10 protein-coding genes are annotated in these 18901 nt (G+C 56.2%); 4 read left to right on the top strand and 6 right to left on the bottom strand.

The features are described from left to right. The first annotated feature begins 90 nt into the window (after positions 1–90). A complete protein-coding gene (locus tag A0251_RS10560; protein ID WP_062816802.1) occupies positions 91–342 on the top strand; it encodes a CDGSH iron-sulfur domain-containing protein in 252 nt (83 codons plus the stop codon). 150 nt (positions 343–492) lie between these two features. Here A0251_RS10560 and ppc read toward each other — a convergent pair whose 3' ends face one another. Next, positions 493–3159 (bottom strand): phosphoenolpyruvate carboxylase, encoded by a 2667-nt coding sequence (gene ppc, locus A0251_RS10555; RefSeq protein ID WP_062816801.1) that lies wholly within the window; start codon positions 3157–3159, stop codon positions 493–495. 177 nt (positions 3160–3336) lie between these two features. On the opposite strand from ppc, the gene A0251_RS10550 reads away from it, so the two are divergent. Both A0251_RS10550 and A0251_RS10545 read left to right on the top strand, forming a co-directional pair. After that, the gene (locus A0251_RS10550) at positions 3337–4278 is read left to right on the top strand and encodes a hypothetical protein (RefSeq protein ID WP_062816800.1); all 942 of its coding nucleotides are present in this window, start codon (positions 3337–3339) and stop codon (positions 4276–4278) included. A 101-nt stretch (positions 4279–4379) separates the two neighbouring features. Beyond that, positions 4380–6086, top strand: a complete 1707-nt coding sequence (locus A0251_RS10545) for a serine protease (protein WP_062816799.1) — start codon at positions 4380–4382, stop codon at positions 6084–6086. Positions 6087–6172: 86 nt separating this feature from the next. Here A0251_RS10545 and A0251_RS10540 read toward each other — a convergent pair whose 3' ends face one another. Beyond that, entirely contained in the window at positions 6173–7177 is a 1005-nt protein-coding gene (locus tag A0251_RS10540; protein ID WP_197461903.1) for an LLM class flavin-dependent oxidoreductase, read from the bottom strand. 420 nt (positions 7178–7597) lie between these two features. Between A0251_RS10540 and A0251_RS10535 the strand changes: the two genes are divergently transcribed. Then, positions 7598–9010, top strand: coding sequence for a hypothetical protein (locus A0251_RS10535; protein WP_156478275.1), 1413 nt, complete (start codon positions 7598–7600; stop codon positions 9008–9010). A 518-nt stretch (positions 9011–9528) separates the two neighbouring features. Here A0251_RS10535 and A0251_RS17635 read toward each other — a convergent pair. From A0251_RS17635 to A0251_RS10515, 4 genes are all read right to left on the bottom strand, one after another. Further along, a complete protein-coding gene (locus A0251_RS17635) occupies positions 9529–9858 on the bottom strand; it encodes a hypothetical protein (RefSeq protein WP_231874211.1) in 330 nt (109 codons plus the stop codon). A gap of 380 nt (positions 9859–10238) precedes the next feature. Further along, the gene (locus tag A0251_RS10525) at positions 10239–11522 is read right to left on the bottom strand and encodes a hemagglutinin repeat-containing protein (protein WP_062816796.1); all 1284 of its coding nucleotides are present in this window, start codon (positions 11520–11522) and stop codon (positions 10239–10241) included. 135 nt (positions 11523–11657) lie between these two features. Further along, entirely contained in the window at positions 11658–12008 is a 351-nt protein-coding gene (locus A0251_RS10520) for a DUF3630 family protein (RefSeq protein WP_062816795.1), read from the bottom strand. After that, positions 12008–18892 (bottom strand): DUF637 domain-containing protein, encoded by a 6885-nt coding sequence (locus tag A0251_RS10515; RefSeq protein WP_062816794.1) that lies wholly within the window; start codon positions 18890–18892, stop codon positions 12008–12010. The genes A0251_RS10520 and A0251_RS10515 overlap by 1 nt, the downstream gene beginning before the upstream one ends. Positions 18893–18901: the final 9 nt, after the last annotated feature.

Genomic DNA, 18901 nt, shown 5'->3' with positions numbered 1-18901 from the left:
ATGAATAGTTAATAGCTGCGCGGGAGTGGCACTGTGGTTGCTGAAACGCATGAGGCCGCGCGCAAAGGCGGGAAGTGAAAAGGAGACCCTATGGACAAGCCAGTCATTGCTTCCCGGTTTCCCTATCCGTTGCCGGTGAAGAAAGGGGAAAAGGTATTCTGGTGTGCCTGCGGCCGCAGCGACAACCAGCCTTACTGTGATGGCAGCCACAAAGGCACCGGCATCACCCCGGTGGCCTACACCGCCCCACGGGACAAGATCGTGTTTTTCTGCGGCTGCAAGCACAGCGCCAAGGAACCGGTTTGCGATGGCAGCCATTCGAAGATAGTTAATAGTGAATAATTAATAGTTAATAATTACGCGTTATCGCTTTGGATATATCTGTAACGCATGAGGCCGCGCCTTTGGGTTGGGCGCGGCCTCAACGCATTCATCCCCTCCATCGTCCAATCGCGCAACTATTAACTATTCATTATTAATTATTCACTGCATTTATCCCGTGTTGCGAAGCCCTGCTGCAATACCGGCGATGGTTACCATCAACGCACTTTCCAGGACTTTATCGCCGTCTTGCTGACGCAGGCGGGCCATCAGTTCTGCCTGGAGAAGATGCAGAGGGTCCGTGTAAGGGTCGCGGACGCGGATGGACCAGCGCATCACCGGGTTGTTGTCCAGCAGGTCTTCACGGCCGGTCAGCGCAGACAAGGCGTTCACCGTGCCGGCGAGCCGCTCGCGTAACACCTCGCCCAGGCGGGCAAGATCAACGTCCTCCCCGGCCAGGCGCTGCTCGTACCAGGCCGCCACGCGCAGATCGGCCTTGGCCAGTACCATTTCCAGCATGTCCACCACACCCTGGAAGAACGGCCATTGCGCCACCATTTCCTGCACGGTGCGATTCTGCTCCGGGTCTGCCTGAGCCGCCTCCAGCGCTGCCCCGGTGCCCAGCCAGGCGGGCAGCATCAAGCGGATCTGCGTCCAGGCAAAGACCCAGGGGATGGCTCGCAGGGAGCTGATGCCGGCATCCTTTTTTCGCCGTGCCGGGCGACTGCCCAGGGCCAGTCGGGACAGTTCGGTCTCCGGGGTAACCGTGCGCAGATAACGCACCAGCTCCGGCTCCTCCTGGACCACGCTGCGGTAGCCGGCCACAGAGACGTCGGTAAGCGTCTGCATCTGTTCCCGCCATTGCGGTTTCGCCGCCCGGGGGGGCAACAGGGTGGCTTCCAGGGTGGCGGCCACATATTGCGCCAGGTTGAACACGGCCACCGCCGGGCGACCGTATTTGAAGCGGATCACTTCCCCCTGTTCGGTGACGCGAATGCGCCCGGCCACGGAGCCCGGCGGCTGGGACAGCAACGCCATGCGGGTGGGCGAGCCTCCCCGGGAGATGGAACCACCCCGGCCATGGAACAGGGTCAATGGAATCTGGTGCTCGGCAAACAGGGCGGTGAGCTTTTCCTGGGAGCGGTACTGGGCCCAGGCGGCACCGAGAAAGCCCGCATCCTTGGCGGAGTCGGAATAGCCGATCATCACTTCCTGGCCCCCGGCCACTCGCTGGCGATAGAACGGCACCGCCAACAGGGCCGACATGGTGTCCTCGGCGTTGTCCAGGTCATCCAGAGTCTCAAACAGCGGCACCACACGCATGGGTTCGCTGACCCCGGCGATCTTCTGCAGCAGCATCACCGCCAGCACATCCGAGGGGGCCCGGGCCATGGAGATCACATAGGCACCCAGCCCTTCGCTGCCCTGCTCGGCAATCACCCGACAGGTGGCCAGCACTTCCGCCACCTCGTCGCTGCATTCCTCACTGCGGTAAAAACCGTCATCAATCAACGGGCGACGGGCCTGCAGTTCCTCTACCAGGAAGGCCTGCTTGCGCTCCTCCGGCCAGTCGGCGTAGCTGCCCAGCTGCAGATAGCGGGTCACCGCATCCACCGCATCACGATGACGGGTGGATTCCTGGCGAATATCCAGACAGAGCAAGGTAATGCCGAAGCAGTTGAGCCGGCGCAGGGTGTTTTTCAGGTCGCCATCGGCGATATCGCCCAGCCCGACTGCACGCAGGGAGCGGTCGATCAGTTGCAGGGGAGCCAACAGCTCCTCGCGGCGCTGGAACCCCTCGCCTTCCGGTACCGGCAGGTTTTCCACCCGCGCTTCCATCTGCCGGCGGGTCAACTTCAACCGCTGGCGGACCTGACGTAGAATCACCCGATAGGGCTCGTGGCTGTGACCGGTTTCGGCCAGCAACTCGTCGCTGGCCGTTTCCATCGACAGGTCCGCCAGCAGGTTCTCCACATCACGCAGATACAGGTCCGCAGCCATCCAGCGGGCCAGCAGCAACACTTCCCGGGTCACCGGCGCGGTCACGTTGGGGTTGCCGTCCCGGTCCCCGCCCATCCACGAGGCCAGTCTCACCGGCGCCCAGTCCGCGGGTGGCTGGGGCAGCCCTTGCTCGGCCAGCTCCCGCTCCAGTTGCCGAACCATTTCCGGTACCGCCTGCCACAGGGACTGCTCAATGGTGGCGAAGCCCCACTTGGCCTCGTCCACCGGGGTGGGCCGTTCGCGGCGGATTTCATCGGTGCTCCAGGCGGCCAGGATCAGGCGGTAGAGCTTTTCCCTGCGAAAGGCCAGTTCATCGTCGGTCAGGTCCGGGCGGTCCAGTTCGCCCAGCAGATCCGCCATCTGGTCGTATTTGCGGATCAGGGTACGGCGGGTTACTTCCGTGGGGTGGGCTGTGAGTACCAGCTCCACTGACAGGTCCCGCAGGGTGCCTTCGATCACATCACCGGGAATCTGCTCCTCCTGCAGGCGCTGCAGCACATCGCGAATCCCCTGATCACCACCCGGATCCCCGGGGTAACGCTGATGCTGACGGTGCAGACGCTCGCGGTGGTGTTGCTCGGCAATGTTGCTCAGGTTGAGAAACTGGCTAAAGGCACGCGCCACTTCCAGCAGGGTGGCATCATCCAGGGGCGACAACAGATCGCGCAGGGACGACAGCGCCGCCCCCTGTTCTCCGCGGGTGGTTACCGAGGCCTGACGGATGGTTTCGATGGTCTGGTACAGATCCTCTCCGGCCTGCTGGCGCAGGCACTGGCCCAGCAAATCCCCCAGCAAACGCACATCATCTCTCAGCGGCGTGTTGACACTGTTATCCACGGTGACTCCTTCATGACTGCAGGACGGTATGGCCTTCTTTATGCCTGAGCCCATTGGCCTTGGCCATGACATCGGCAAAAAAACGCATTTTTAACAACATTCCCGTGCCGGACATCTTTATTCCGGAGAGGCCCTGACGCAACATAGGCTCCATAAATAACCGGGGATCGATGAATCATGACGACTTCCAGCCGTATCACCTCGGATCAGGGTGTGGTGATCATGCAGTACCTGGCCCGGGCCCTGTTTGCCGCCCTGGCCGTGATTTATTTCCACCATGCGGACAACTTCTTTTTTACCCTGCCCAAGGCCACCCCCTGGCTGCTGTTTGCCGCCTATGTGGGCCTGCAGTTGTTACTGGTGTTCTGGCGACCGGCCAATGGCGATGCGTTCGCTTCCGGCCTGGATCTGCTGACCCTGGGTATCGTACTGCTGCTGGACCCGGGCAATCCGCCGCCCACCATGGCGCTGCTGTTTATCGCCGTGCTCAGCAACGGCCTGCTGCATGGCATCAAACGTTTTCTGATCATGCTGGCCGGTGCGGAAATCGTGCTGGCCTTCGTGTTGCCAATCCGGCTCAGTTATGTGACCACGCCAACAGCCTCGGCAAGCCTGTTCCTGGTCATCGCCCTGAGTGCCTGCATGCTCTATTTCGGGCTGATGATCTGGCGCAACCAGGCCCTGGCACGGGCGGCCCTGGAAGCCACCTGGCGGGATCCGGACACGGATTTCATCAGCCGCGAGGCACTGGTCAGCACCGCCGGCTGGCTGGTGCCACTGCACGACCGGATTTCCTCGCCCCTGACCCTGGCGCTGGTCCGACACGACGAGCTGCCCCAGCTGGCCAACCGGGTGGCTCATCGCATCCGCCGCAGTGACGTGGCGGCACGCTACGATGAACAGCATCTCGCCCTGCTGCTGCCCTGCACGGCCACCGCCGCCGCCGAGCAGCTGCTTAACGATCTGCGCGACCGCCACCCTGGGCTGCGCGCCGCCATCATGACTTTGAGCGATGGCGATGCGGCCCTGGAGCAGGCCCTGGCTCACCTGCAGAGCTCCATGGCCCGCACCCGGGACGACAACGACCACTGGCTGGCCCACGCCCCGCCCATGCATTGAGCGCCTACCGCCATGGAGTGAACGCGGGTCAGATACACAAGGCTCACACTGCCTTGCCGCGAAAGGCGATAAACTAGTCAAAAACGTGCAAGGCAGCCGTCATGTTCCGTCGTATCGCTCTGCTGGCGGGGTTGGTCACTCTTCCCTTTTCCAGCCTCCTCGCTGACACCGCCACCCCCCGTATTGTGGGTGGCGAACCGGCACCTGACCGCTGGCCGTGGATGGCCCAGGTGGCCGTGGATGATCCCAGTGTGAGCGGCTATCTGCTCTGCGGCGCCAGCCACCTGAGCCCGGAATGGCTGGTGACTGCCGCCCATTGCATGGAATACCTGAACGGCGCTCCCGCGGAAGAGAGTCGTACCTTCGTGTTTATCGGCGACACCGACCGCAACGACCTAGATCGCAATAACATTCCGCAAAACGGCATCCCTGTCAGACGGATCCTCATTCACCGCCAATACCAGAACCTGAACCGCGACCTGGCCCTGCTGCGTATCGATACCCGCAACAACACCCGCTGGCCCAGCATTATCAGCGAGGAACGTTTTGAGGCGCTGGAACAGCAAAGCACTGCTGAGCTGGATGAGTCTGTGACAGCTCTCGGATGGGGGGACACCGGGAATGGCAGCCTCAGCAATGTGTTGCAAGAGGTGCAACTGGACTACATCCCCCAGCAACGATGCCGTGCGCTCTCGAGCCTGACCATCACCGACTTTGCCGTGTGTGCCGCCGAGCTGAATCCTCAGGACGGTGTCCAGCAGGATTCCTGCTTCGGTGACAGCGGCGGCCCCCTGTTTCTGGGCCGTGATCCTCAACCCTGGCTGGTGGGCCTGACCAGTTTCGGCCTGCGCAACTGCGCCACCGGTGCGCCGTCCGGTTACACCCATTTGTCCGCGGAGACCCGGGAGCTGGAAGTATTGACCGCTCTGGAAGGGATTCCGCTGGTGGATCTACTCCCCGAATGGACAACACCACCACCGCAGTACTATTACCAACCCCCCGGCGGCAGCCAGACCCTCACCCTGGCCCTGAAGAATGGCAGCCAGGAAAACCCTGCCACTGACCCGGCACTGGCCTTCAGCCTCAGCGGTAACACGGTGGCCAGTGGCGACTGGTCCGGGTGCGGCGGCTTGCTCTCTGGCAACCGCTGTCGCCTCGCAGACAACCTGTCCGCCGAGGGCAGCCTTACCCGGGATCTGGTCATTGACGGTAACGGCGGCGCCGATCAGGTGGTCACGGTGGGCATCACCGCCAGCGCCATCGAGGATGATTACCGGCGTCGCAATAATCGCATTGAGCAACGGGTGGTGTTCTCCGACAAGCCGGACCTGGCCCTCTCGGCAGTCCAGCAGAGTGGCAGTGCCAATGAGACCCGGGTCGTCGTCACGCTCACTAACCGCTCCACGATCAATCTTGCTGGCAATGGTGAGGTCCGCTTTGCCCTGCCAAGGAACACCACCTTGAGCAACGCCGACGCACTGGGTTGTTCACTGTCCAACCCGGTACGCTGTCCGGCAGGCAATGTCCCCGCCTCGTCCAGCCGAACACTCAACCTGATTTTTGCTTCGGATACCGGTGACAGTCAGAGCATCACCTTGAGCGGTTTCTCTGCTGACGGGGATGTCCCCTATGATAGCGACTCCAGTGTCACCCTGACCCTGCGTTACCCTTCAGCGGCCCCGGCCCCAGGCGGTGGCAGTGGCGGCTTTGGCGGTGGTGGTGGCGGAGGTGCACCAGGCCTTCTCACTGTGCTCGCCGGGCTGCTGCTTGCGTTGCGCGGCCTTCCTGCAAAAAAACAACAGCGCTAGCCCCTCCCTATTCCGTTGGAGCCTTGTTCACAAGGCGAAGGCCATTCGCTTTGCGAGCAAAGCTCCAACGGAGTCTGACGCTGTCGCTACTGCTCACGACGAAACTGCGGCAGCGACGCCAGAATATCCAGGGCATGACGACGCTTCTCCGGGTCGAACAGATCCACGGTTACCATCAGTTCATCCACTTCCACGGTATCCAGCAATTGATCCAGCTGCCCCTGAATCGCGCTGGCAGTCCCCAGCAACTGCAGGGCCAGAAAGCCTCTGACCCCGTCTTCTTCCTGCGGATTCCATAGGCCCTGCATGCTCTCCACTGGCGGACGCATCCACAGGGGCTGCCCCCGGAAAAGGGACAGAATGCGCTGATAGCTGGTGGTGGCCAGAAAACGGGCCTCCTCATCGGTTTCCGCCGCCACCGCCGGTACCGCCAGCATGGCGTAGGGCTTGTCCAGCTGCGCCGACGGCTGAAACTGCTCCCGGTAGAGACCCAACGCCTCGCGGTACAATCGCGGCGCAAAATGCCCGGCAAAGGCATAGGGCAACCCCCGCTGGGCCGCCAGCTGGGCACTATAGAGGCTGGACCCCAGCAACCAGATCGGCACCTCGGTGCCGGCACCGGGAATGGCGTTGACCGACCGGGAACGATCCAGCGGCCCCAAAAGCCGCTGCAATTCGGCCACGTCATGGGGGAACTGCTCGGCACCCAGACCCTCACGGCGCAGGGCGCGGCTGGTCATCGGGTCGGTGCCCGGGGCCCGCCCCAACCCCAGATCAATCCGGCCGGGATGCAGGATTTCCAGGGTCCCGAACTGTTCGGCGATAACCAGAGGCGGGTGGTTAGGCAACATCACTCCACCGGAGCCCACCCGGATGGTCTCCGTGGCATTGGCGATATGACCGATCAGCACCGCGGTGGCCGCACTGCTGATGCCCTCCATGTTGTGATGCTCGGCCAGCCAGAAGCGCTTGAAGCCCAGAGCTTGCGCATGGCGGGCATAGGCCACGCTGTTAGCCAGGGTCTGCCCAATGGTGTCGCCCTCACGGACGGAGGCCAGTTCCAGCAGGGAAAACGGCAGGGATGCGGCCACAGAGTGCTCCTTGATGGCAGCCGATTAGGTTGAACCGGCATTCACGTTAACATGCATAGCACCGCCCACAAATGGGGTTAAGGAAGCACTTGGTTTGTCAGCCAAGGCCCGCCATATATTGTCCACTTTACTTACCCCCCCTAACACGCTAAAGCCATGAATATCACTTTCCACAATAATTCGCTCTCAACGGACGCTTTGAAGGCTATCGAAATCGCACGACTTTACCCAACACCTTTGTATAGTGATCTCATAACAGATGAGCCAATCAAGAAACTTGATAAGAACCAAGTTCACAAAAACGATTTTTCGCATTGCATGTAAGCCTTCTCCTACAGAAATAAACCAACATCGAAACTATAATCGCCTCCCATAAAATTTCTCATACCCCATTTTTATTTTCTAATACGGGAACTAGATATGCCCCAGCATCGACTTTTCTGTAAAATATTATCTGTATTAATTACTACTTTCACTGTAGCCCCATCTACTGCTTTTTCTGCACTAGAAGCCCTTGGGCCGGAACATTTAGTTAACACCACATCCTCAGGGTATGAAGCAACGCCCCATATTGTTTCTAATCAAAACAATCATCGTCTTATCGTTTGGTCATCAGAAGATCGCATAGAAAATAATGGCCCTGCCATTCTTGGGCAGTTTTACAACGAGCACCTAGAAGCCGTTGGGCCAGAAACCACCTTGGTGCCATCAACAGCCAACATCGCCAGAATACCCAGAGCTGATGACTATCCACATTTCGCAGTAACCATGTGGAAAGACGGATCTTTTGCTCTCGCTTGGTCAGAGGTCTCAAACCCTGATGATGAGACAGATGACGACTACGATCTAGCCATTCAGTTTTTCAACCAAGATGGCACACCGTCTGCTCCTGCACTAAGCGTTGCTAACACAACCGACAAAGAGGCGCTTCCAGCATTGTCCAGCAATGCCAACAGCCTTGTTATCGCCTGGCAAACATTCCCAAACAGAATAACAAAAGAAAAACAGAACAATGCTATAAAGTTCAAACGTTATAATAAAAATGGTTCCCCAATTGGCGAAACAGTAACTAACTATAGCTTAGACAACTCAAGCAACATGGGAAGAAAACCCGCCGTTTCACTCGACAATGACGGCAATGCACTGATTGCTTGGGCCAGCTGGGATAACTCCATAATCTCGCAAGAAGACCCAAATCCCAAACCCGAATACTCCATTCGCGGTGCACTTTTCGCACAAAACAATTCCCAAATAGGGAATTCATTATTGCTTGGTGAATTCGAAGACTATCCCAGCAATATATTTTTGACAGATTTTGACGAAAGCTCATTCCTTTCTTTTTGGGACACAGGAAAAGAAAGAAGCGAGTCACCCCAAGGTCGCATTATTGAAAAGAATGGCGCACTAGGAAAAATCCACATCAACAACACACCCAGTAGCGACATAGTTTCCGGCATAACTTCAGACAACAAAGGCAACGCCTTCATTGCCTGGAGCAGAAACAATAACGATGGCCTAGGAAAATCTCTTTACATTCAAAAATTAACCGCCAATGGCGTAATGGAACCCCCTACGCAAGCAACCAGCTTCACCAACACAGAGGAAAACCATGTATCCCTGCATATGGACGGAAATGGCATACTGATGGCCGCATGGGAAAGCTGGATTGAAAACGATGAAGGCGCCCCGGACATTTACGCCAGAAGCTTCGAGTTAAAGGAAGGCAGCAAACCAGAAAAGAAAGAAGACACTGGAAGTAGCAGCGGGGGCAGCCTAACCCATCTCATTTTGTTGATGCTCTTGTCTACAGGCTTAGTGCGGAAATATCACTAGATGTTAAGCCCCATCAAAATTGATGGGGCTATTCTATTTTATTGTATTAACAAAAACCCAAGAGCTATAGGGGCAATAATTGATTGGATCTTATATTTGCAGACCAGTCTCTCTCCAAAAAAAAACCGAGCAACCGGGGTTTTCGCTCACTGACATCGCAAGCATTGTCTTAAAGAAAATTAGGGGACACCCATAAATTCAAACAAGAAAAACCACACCCTACCACCCCGCCGGGCTTTGCCCTGCCACCCATTTCCTGCCCGTTTCCTGGGCATACTCACGAAGCCTGGCCAAGGCGCCTACCGCCACAGTGTGACGCTGTTTTCTGCGTCTCATATGCGAAAGCCAGACTTTCTCGTCTATCCCCAGGCGGTCCAGTATTCTCATGGCTTGCCCAGATATTGATCCTCGCTTATCATCTCTCACTGCCCTTCCCGTACAGTCCACAAGCTCCAGATAGTCCATCAGCCGGGACGGACAAAGCGTGTGATCATCGTCAGCATCGACGGTCTCTGCGTCTACCATCGGAAGAAGAACTGGTTGCTTAGCGCACTGACTCCCTGCCAGCTTTCTGGCACGTTGCTGGACTGAGGAGTAATCGGATCTCTCTGGTGTTCTCGCCATACCGGCCCGGACAGGGTTGAGATCCACATACGCCATGCATTGCAGCAGTCCTCTTCGTTGGCTCGCCTGCCGAGATACTCATTTAGGCATTTCATAAACCAACCCAGGTCATGAAGCCGCTCACGCCATTGACCAATGATGTCCAGCGCCTTGAGGGATTCACCCTCCTCAGTCTGTCCTTTGGTCCAGCGCTTCACGATAAGAGGGCCACTGAATAGTTGCATTCAGAGCTCGGCAACCTCTTGTTCTGTCCAACTCATGGCCTTTTTTTGATTGATGCGGAGAACCAGATGGTAGTGATTGGACATCACAGAATAGGCACAGAGATCGATAGCAAAGACCTCCGCCAGGATTGCCCGACGGCCGATCGTCCACTGACTGAGATTTTCGTAATCCTGGCCGGAATAGTGATCCTTCCCACAAAGAAGGCCCGCCGTACGCAGTGACAGATACAGTGGTAATAGGGTGTAGAGTCCAGAGATACCTGAGTATAGCGGGCGCGAGTCATGGTTAGCCTCCTTGCATATCCATGGCCCGACAATACTGAGCAAACAATCAGTAAAACATCAGCTATCTACTTCGCTCAGTGTAAAAAAATCTCCAATTAATGCGTGTCCCTTATTTTTTTTACCTTATTTTTTATCCCCGCCGTCAACACCGTCACCACAATCGCCACCACCAATGCCGCAGCAGCGCCCATGCTCTGGCTCTCGTAGTCCCAGCTGTCGTGGATTTCCTTGACCTGTTGCCAGTTCACATCACCGCGGGCTTCCGCTTCTTTCAGCCAGGCCAGGTCCGGGTTGTTGGCCACCATGCCGTCGATCATGCCGCTCACCGACGCCTGGTCGATCTGTTTCACATCGATGGTGAGCCCTTCGGCGGCCTCAATGGCCAGGTTGCCCTGGGCCACAATGGCCGTTTGCAGCAGGGTTTCGTCGGTAAAGCCCTCGCCTTCCATCTTCTGCCAGGCCAAATCTCCCTGGCTTTTTTCATGGGTTTCCCGCACCAGATCCTTCACCGCTTCAAAGGTGATGTGCCCGCCGCTTTCGATTGTGATGTCGCCGTCACTGCGGATTTGTGCCGCCTGATAGTGCTGGTCGCCTTCGCTATCGATGACCAGGTTGCCACCTGCGTTCAGCTCGGTGGTGAGGTTGGTGATTTTCTGGACTTCATCCTTGCGGTGACTTTTGGCGCCGTAGTCGCCGTCCTTGTCGGTTTCCGCGAAGTGGTAATCGCTGTTTTGCGCGGCCAGCAGCGCAATGTCATTGCCGGCTTTCAGATGCATGTCGCCACCGCTTTCCAACTTGGCAGCGATGGCAATCAGGTTGTTGCCCGCGTCCAGGCTCAGGTTCCCCCCGGCATTCAGGGCGCTTTGTTGTTGGCGCACGGTGTGGTTGGTGCGGGTACGTTCTTCATCGCTGCTTTTGGCGTGGTAGTGATCGTAATCTTCATTCGCCGCCGCCTGGATGAGGATATCCCCTTGTAGCGCGGTCAGACCGATGTCGCCGCCGGCATTGAGGGTGGATGCGGTAATGCCGATGCTATTGCCCACCGTGGCCAGCACATTCAGGGTGGCTTCGATCTCGCTGCCAAGTTGACGCACTTGCCGGTACTGGTAGGCACCGCCGTTGGCCTGGCCCTTGAAGCCGCTACCCGTGGTCAGGCTGCCAATCTCGATGTTGCCGCCGGCCTGCATGCCCACGGTCTCACCGCTGATACGGCTGCCAGTGATCTGGATATGTTCACCGGCATTCATGACCACGTCGCCGGTGGAGTCGATCACCCCGGCATCGCGATGGTCGATACGCCAGTGGTTGCCGTTGTGCCATTGCTCTTCCACTCGCTCCGGCCAGGCCTCGTGGATGATGTCACCCTGGCTTTGCAGCACTACCCCATTGCCTCGCAGGGTGCCGCTCTGGTTCTTGATATCACCAACACGAAAGTTGTGCGTGTCCCCGATTATTGCTTTTCGTCATCCTTTGACGCACGGGGCAAGATCTGACCCTCGCTACTACGGGGCAACCTATTCATCACCCTGATTATCGCCGGACGGCGGAAGGGACACCGCTTCTAACATTTTTTTTATTCTGCTTAATTCGCCATCGCTTCTATCATTGTCCGATTCAAGAAACACGCCTAGCGGGTAGTCGTCATACACGAGACGATACCTACAATCATTAATTACAACCTCCCATATACACATAATTATTGAATCGTTCCTTTCTTTGAGGATGCCACCAACAGTGGACAAAAATAACTCGGCATAATCAGGAAACCCGTTAAAAGAGACCTGGCCCGATAATTCAAGACTTAAGTGTCCAGATGCCATTTTTACTATCTTGGGGTAACCTTTCTGAAACTGTAATCTTCCCATTAGAATAAGTCTCCTCCACCCGCCCTAGTGGCACCATCTGTAATTTCCTCCCAAGACTTACCCGATGCCCTCAATTGATCGATTGTGGGGCCTGATTCATTTTGGTATTTCTCTAAATTACGCTGCCTTATCTTTTCCAAAAAATCAGGTGGAGTAGCCTCTAAGATAGGCTTTTTTATCTCATTTCTACGACTCGAAGCATAGTGAGCTATTTCTTCTGGAGAGAGCCCAGCATTACGCATAGCATCAACTTCAATTTGCAGATCATAGACATCCTTAACGTATTTCTGCCTCAGCGGTGGCAAATAACCAAAATTTGCTTCAGCGTCAAACGAACCGTTATTGCCTTGATTATGTCTCCTCAGAGCGCCCCCTTGCCCTAGTGATGACCCATCAGGTACCTCCCCGCCAACATTATTCTTCTTAAGCGACAGTGGTACCCTGGCTAAGCCATAGCCCAGCATATCCGGAGCACCCGCCGCTCCCAAGCCAAACCCAAGCCCCATTTCCGTGGCGGTTTTGTTGAGGTTATATTCCACACCTTCATGTTGGCCTTGCATCAATTGCAAGCGGGTTTCTACGCCTGCATAGCTCAAGTCTTCGGCAATGTCTCCCCAACGATCTACCGCATCACCAGGATGCGCCAAGGCATAGGTAAGCTCACCGAAAGTCAACGCTCCCGCTTGCCCCATACCTTCCAGGAAACCATTGACACCATCTGAAGCTCCTTGCCTTCGAGCACTATCAATGGATTGCACGGTCTGCGCATCACTAAAGTCACGCTGTATGGCCGCATAGTTACTGACGTAACTCAATGACTCGCTATCTGCGAATAGCTCTTTCAAGCCAATACGCTGGTTTTGGAATTCCGCTTCCGTCACCTGAAACAAATCTGTTCGCCCGGCTTCCTGAAGCTCAGCCCCCAGGAACTCACGCGCCCGAACAGTATTGGCATCATCGCCAGCCAGAGCGTTCGCCCAACCTTCATCCATGGCGGCAGCACCGGAACGCATCAGCTCCTGACGGGCCTGGTCTTCCGTTAGCCCAAACTGGTCCGCGAATTTCGCCACTCGGTCATCGTCCATGGCGAAGGCGATTTCATCCGGGTGGAGTTGACGGTTGTAGGTGTCTGCCTGTTTGGCAATCCAGGCTCCCTGATTAACGTCCTTGTCTGCCGCCACAGCGGCTGCCAGACCAGTTAGTTGCGATGCGGCTGTGCGCCAGGCTTCATATTGGGTTTTCTCCTTAACCGGGTCGTAGGCATTTCCTACAGTCTCGGTCAGGAAGCCCGCCGCCAACTGATTAGCCCCAGCAGCAATGGCGCCGGTACTGAAGTCGCCATGGGTAACTTGTGTTACTGCACCGCCAGCCAGCGCATGCAAGCCCGTGCGGCCCAGCCCGCCTTCTTTCCAGAAGTGAACGCCCGAAACATTGCTGCCTTGAGCATCTGTTTTCATCCAGCCATCAGCCAAGTCACCGACTTTGTGAAACGCCACCGCCGACAACACATTATTACCCTGGCTTTCCAGGCTGGTTTTGAAGGCATCACTAAAGCTGGTGCCATAAATACTGCTGCTGACGCCCGCTTGAATGCCCGCCTGAGCGGTGTTGTGCAAAGTGAAGCCGGCAATGCCCTTGGCGTTGCCCAGATCAAAGCCCTTGGTGATGTTGTTGATGCTCTTTGTCTCGACCTTGCCGTAGTCCCACTTGCTGAACATGCCATCCAGACCATACATAAGGCCCGCCGTGACACCGGTAACCGCAAGCCCCTGATAAGTCTCAGAGTGATCAAGGCTATCCAGTGTGGCACCCAGATCACCCTGGTTGTTGATCAGGGCCGAGGCGCCGCTGGTGGCCGCACTGGTCGCCATTGCACCTGCTACGGTGGCTGTGGCGCCGGTGGTACTGGCACCAACGGTGCCTGCTATGGCGCCGCCAGCCCCCGCCGTCAGCACCGTCACCACAATCGCCACCACCAAGGCACTGGCCGCGCCCATGCTCTGGCTCTCGTAGTCCCAGCTATCGTGGATTTCCTTGACCTGTTGCCAGTTCACATCACCGCGGGCTTCCGCTTCTTTCAGCCAGGCCAGGTCCGGGTTGTTGGCCACCATGCCGTCGATCATGCCGCTCACCGACGCCTGGTCGATCTGTTTCACGTCGATGGTGAGCCCTTCGGCGGCCTCAATGGCCAGGTTGCCCTGGGCCACAATGGCCGTTTGCAGCAGGGTTTCGTCGGTAAAGCCCTCGCCTTCCATCTTCTGCCATGCCAAATCTCCCTGGCTTTTTTCATGGGTTTCCCGCACCAGATACTTCACCGCTTCAAAGGTGATGTGCCCGCCGCTTTCGAGGGTGATGTCGCCGTCACTGCGGATTTGTGCCGCCTGATAGTGCTGGTTACCTTCGCTGTCGATGACCAGGTTGCCACCTGCGTTCAGTTCGGTGGTGAGATTGGTGATTTTCTGGACTTCATCCTTGCGGTGACTTTTGGCGCCGTAGTCGCCGTCCTTGTCGGTTTCCGCGAAGTGGTAATCGCTGTTTTGTGCGGCCAGCAGGGCAATGTCATTGCCGGCTTTCAGATGCATGTCACCGCCGCTTTCCAGCTTGGCAGCGATGGCAATCAGGTTGTTGCCCGCGTCCAGGCTCAGGTTCCCCCCGGCATTCAGGGCGCTTTGTTGTTGGCGCACGGTGTGGTTGGTGCGGGTACGTTCTTCATCGCTGCTTTTGGCGTGGTAGTGATCGTAATCTTCATTCGCCGCCGCCTGGATGAGGATATCCCCTTGTAGCGCGGTCAGACCGATGTCGCCGCCGGCATTGAGGGTGGATGCGGTAATGCCGATGCTATTGCCCACCGTGGCCAGCACATTCAGGGTGGCTTCGATCTCGCTGCCAAGTTGACGCACTTGCCGGTACTGGTAGGCACCGCCGGCATGCCGACCATCAAACCCCTCGCTGACGTCCAGACTCTCTATCTGGATGTTTCCTGCGGCCTGCATGCCGACATTCTCGCCGGCGATCCGGCTACCTGTAACAACAATATGCTCGCCGGCATTCAGGGTGACATCGCCCGTGGCTTTGATTTGACCGGCATCGCCATATTCCGTACGCCAATAGTCGTCGCCATCCCGGGTTTCTTCAATATAGTCAGCGTCTACCTCATTGATAATGCTGCCCTGACTTTGCAGCGCCACATCACGACCCTGAATGCTAGCGCTCTGGTTCTTGATATCGCCCTGGCTATCAACCAGCATCAAGCCACCTGCCTGCATGTTGCCCTGGTTATTTACCACACCTTGATCACCCGCGATGACTGTCATTTCCTGGCGTGAAGCGATGACACCACTATTGCCCACACCATCGGCTTCAAGGTTGATAGTGTTACCCGATATCACCGCCCCTTCTTTCGTCAGATCCGCGCTGCCGGGCGCAAGATAAAGCACTGGCACAAGGACCTTGTAACCCGCCACATCCTGTTCTTCCATCCAGACGATGTCGTGCTGCAACGCATTGACCTGGTCGCTGTTTAGACTAACCCCCACAGACAGCTCGAGGGATTCCGCTGAAGCGATGGCATTTTCCATCAACCAGCTGAACTGATCCTGATCGCTCTCAAAATTAGGGTCGAGGAAACGGGTGCCTGTGGCCGCAATGACTGCATCGCGGATCAGCGAGGTTTCATAATAACTATCCCCAAGGCGTTTTGTAGTAACATTGGGCGTAAGGCCAAGTCGATTAATCAAGTAGGAGGAACCGAGAAAGCCGTCCAGGCTCGCAAACAACGGGTTGGTCTCAATCAGATACGGATGATTCGGGTCCAGGTTGAGAGTAAACAGACTATTGTGACGCTCAAGCAGCTCTAGCGTCCGGGAGGTAATGGTATTAATAACACGTGCAATATCACTTCCACCCCAATTAACGTAATCAGCCGGAGGCTCACCATCATTACCGGTTTCCCCTTCACCTGAACCTGTATCATCTTTTCTTACGTATTCGTCTTCATCAAAATCGAAACCGTCGTCATCACGGGTTCGTTCTGCATTTTCGATCTTATCTTCAAGGTTGCCAGTGACATTCCCGCCTGCGGCAATCACGCTATTGATTACCGTTGGATTTCCCTCTTCATCTAACAGATCGACGGTCTTTTCCCTATAGCCGTTATATTCCCAAGGACGCCAGCCCGGATCGGGGTTGTGCTTGTAGTTATGCCAGTGAGCCCAACCCCACCGAACATTAAAGTGGCGCTGCAACCTGAAACTTTCATTGGTCAAGCTGTCTCCTTCCAGATGCATATCCCCGACAGAAGACAGGGTGCTATAGCGGTTATCGATTCGATCTCCGTAAATCACCAGGTTGTTACCTGATGAAATGAGTGAAGGAGCATTATCCGAATTAGGATCGATAACATCATCGTAGCGATCATCACTAAACTGGTAATATCTGACAAAGTTGTTATCGCAGGACTCCCCGCCTGATCGCCAGTCTGATCGTTGGTCGCCACAGGCCGACTGCCAGACATTCAATGTACCGGCATGTTCAACCAACCGGGTTTTAACCTTGCCAAGCAGATTATTGTATTTATCGGTATCGATTTCTTTGATTATCTGTGCAACTCTGCTGATGATCCACATGGTTTCCGCTAATGGGTTCTTCGCGCCGCCCACATTAATAGCCGTCGATTCACTATTACCTGAATATTCGTAATAGCTGGGATGTCTACCGCCATCATAAAACTCTTTGTTTCCTACCAGTTTTCTTCTGATGGTTTCGATTTGAGCACTTGAAAGCCCGGCTCCTAGAGAGCGATTGAGGTAATTTGTATACTGGGTTAGCCAATAGTCTACCGAAGCATGGCGCTGGCTGGCCGAAGACGAGTACAACGGAATTGCATAGACATTCGGATCAAAAACAAATGCCCAGTCCTCTTTGCTCATTTCGGCATTATTCGCCATGAGCTTGATCACATCATTTAGGGGGTCATCATCTTGTAATGCTAGCCAATTGGCTTCGAGCAAGTCTTCTGCGGTGACGCTGTAATCCTTGGAAAGATTTATCTCGCGGCTATTATCTAGATGGCGGGTGAAAATCGTAATATCTCCATTCATGGAGACAATTTCACCCTGATCATTTCTTACTTGGTTATTTTTGGCTGCGTCAATCGCTTGGGCCCGTTCTCCTTCCGTCATGCCCTCCGTCATATCGGGGTAAGCCGCACCGATATAAATGCTACCCAGTGACTGAATGCTGGATGAATCATTGGTCAGTGCATCAGTCACCAGGAGCTCCATACTATTCCCAGAGCCAATCAAGGCGCCTCCCTGGTTAACCAATGTCTCAGACTGAATTCGCAGCGACTGCTCAGCTCCGAGCACACCATCGCCGTTGACCGCTTCAGTCCCCCTTTCATTGATAACGTCTTGCGCCGTAACATCCAGAAAGTTTTTCCCAACAATATTGCCGGCATTGGATAAAGAACCGGTGGCAGCGATCCCCATGCTATCCTGAGCCCTAACAACGCCACCGCTGTCATTGATGATATTACTGGCGCTTATTGAGAGAGACTGCTCAGCTGTCACCAGGCCACTGTTGCTGATATCACCCGATACACTCTCAATCACAACATTCTCGCCGGCGACTACCTCCCCTGCATTGACAATCGCCCCTTGAGTCTCAATCTGAGCAGATTTCCCTGCTCTTAGGGTTCCATTGTTTGCGAGCGAACCTGCGGTCAAGGCCATGGACTCATCCGCAAGGATGTCGCCCTGATTCTCTACCTGTTCATTAACCGTGAGTGATAACCCATTACCGGCAATTTCTCCCTCATTAACCAGGCTGTCGCCGTTTATTGAAAGGGTATCTGTGGCATAAAGCGCAGAACCTTCATTCACGCGGGTGTCGACCGACTCGACTGCAAGATTCCTGGCGCTGACCTGCTCTGACTGTATCGCGAGAGCCCCGCTGGTTACCGCCATCGTTTCACCTGCCACCGTACGGCCACCCAAGGTAAGCTGCCCTGTGCTAGCGAGTTGCATATTCTCAGTAGCACTGGCATCCGCAAAAACCACGCTACCATTGGCGGAAAGCACCAAGTCCCCATTCTGCGCCGCCACCGGCGCATCCAGTTTCATCCCGACGCCGTCTTCGTTGGCGATCAGCCGGATGCGGTTGGCGTACATGCCGCCCAGGGCCGAGGAGTCGATGGCGAACTGGGGTTTGTCGCCATCGCTGGTGGCGTTGCGGGTGGCCAGGGTCTGCCGGTCTACCTTTTGCTGGCCGGTGACGATGTTCAGACGGTCCGCATGCAGCTCACCCGCCAGGGTCACGGAGCGGGCGATAATGTCGAAACGTTCGGTGTTGGAGGCATTCAGACCCTCACCAAGAATGGACACGGCGCCGCCCTGCACATCAAAGCCGTGCAATTCCCCGTCTTCCATGATGGATTGCCCGGTGGTCAGGGTGGCGTGGTTCGTATTGATGAAGCCACAGCCGTTACAGCTGATGCCATTGGGGTTGGCCACCACTACATCGGCGCGGGCGCCGCCCACTTCGATGTAGCCCGCCAGGTTGGAGGGGTTCTGGCCGATGACTTCATTGAGGATCAGGCTGGCGGAGCCGTTTTTCAGGTTGGGGTTACCTTCGATGTAACCGCCCAGCTGGGTCTGGGTGAGCGTCTGGCTGTTGTTGAGGACCAGGCCTTTATCGCTGACGTTGAGGTCATTGTAGAAATTCTGCGAGACACCCTTGCCATTGGGATTCTGGATATTGACCACCGGCACCCCATTGGCTGCCTGATCCAGGGTGGGCCGCCCATTGGTGCCATGGGTGGGCGTGATGGGCTGGGCGGACAGCAGCATGGGCTGCCAGATCAGCAGTAGCGACAGGGTATGCACCAGCCCGCT

The organism is Alcanivorax sp. NBRC 102024 (genome assembly GCF_001602235.1).
Taxonomy (GTDB): Bacteria; Pseudomonadota; Gammaproteobacteria; order Pseudomonadales; family Alcanivoracaceae; genus Alcanivorax.
This window is presented reverse-complemented; position numbering and strand designations above follow the sequence as displayed.

Excerpts from the sequence above, each read along its gene's own strand:
- A0251_RS10550 (WP_062816800.1), top strand. The coding sequence starts at position 3,337 with ATGACGACTTCCAGCCGTATCACCTCGGATCAGGGTGTGGTGATCATG.
- A0251_RS10560 (WP_062816802.1), top strand. The coding sequence starts at position 91 with ATGGACAAGCCAGTCATTGCTTCCCGGTTTCCCTATCCGTTGCCGGTG.
- A0251_RS17635 (WP_231874211.1), bottom strand. The coding sequence starts at position 9,858 with ATGCAACTATTCAGTGGCCCTCTTATCGTGAAGCGCTGGACCAAAGGA.
- A0251_RS10520 (WP_062816795.1), bottom strand. The coding sequence starts at position 12,008 with ATGGGAAGATTACAGTTTCAGAAAGGTTACCCCAAGATAGTAAAAATG.
- A0251_RS10535 (WP_156478275.1), top strand. The coding sequence starts at position 7,598 with ATGCCCCAGCATCGACTTTTCTGTAAAATATTATCTGTATTAATTACT.
- A0251_RS10545 (WP_062816799.1), top strand. The coding sequence starts at position 4,380 with ATGTTCCGTCGTATCGCTCTGCTGGCGGGGTTGGTCACTCTTCCCTTT.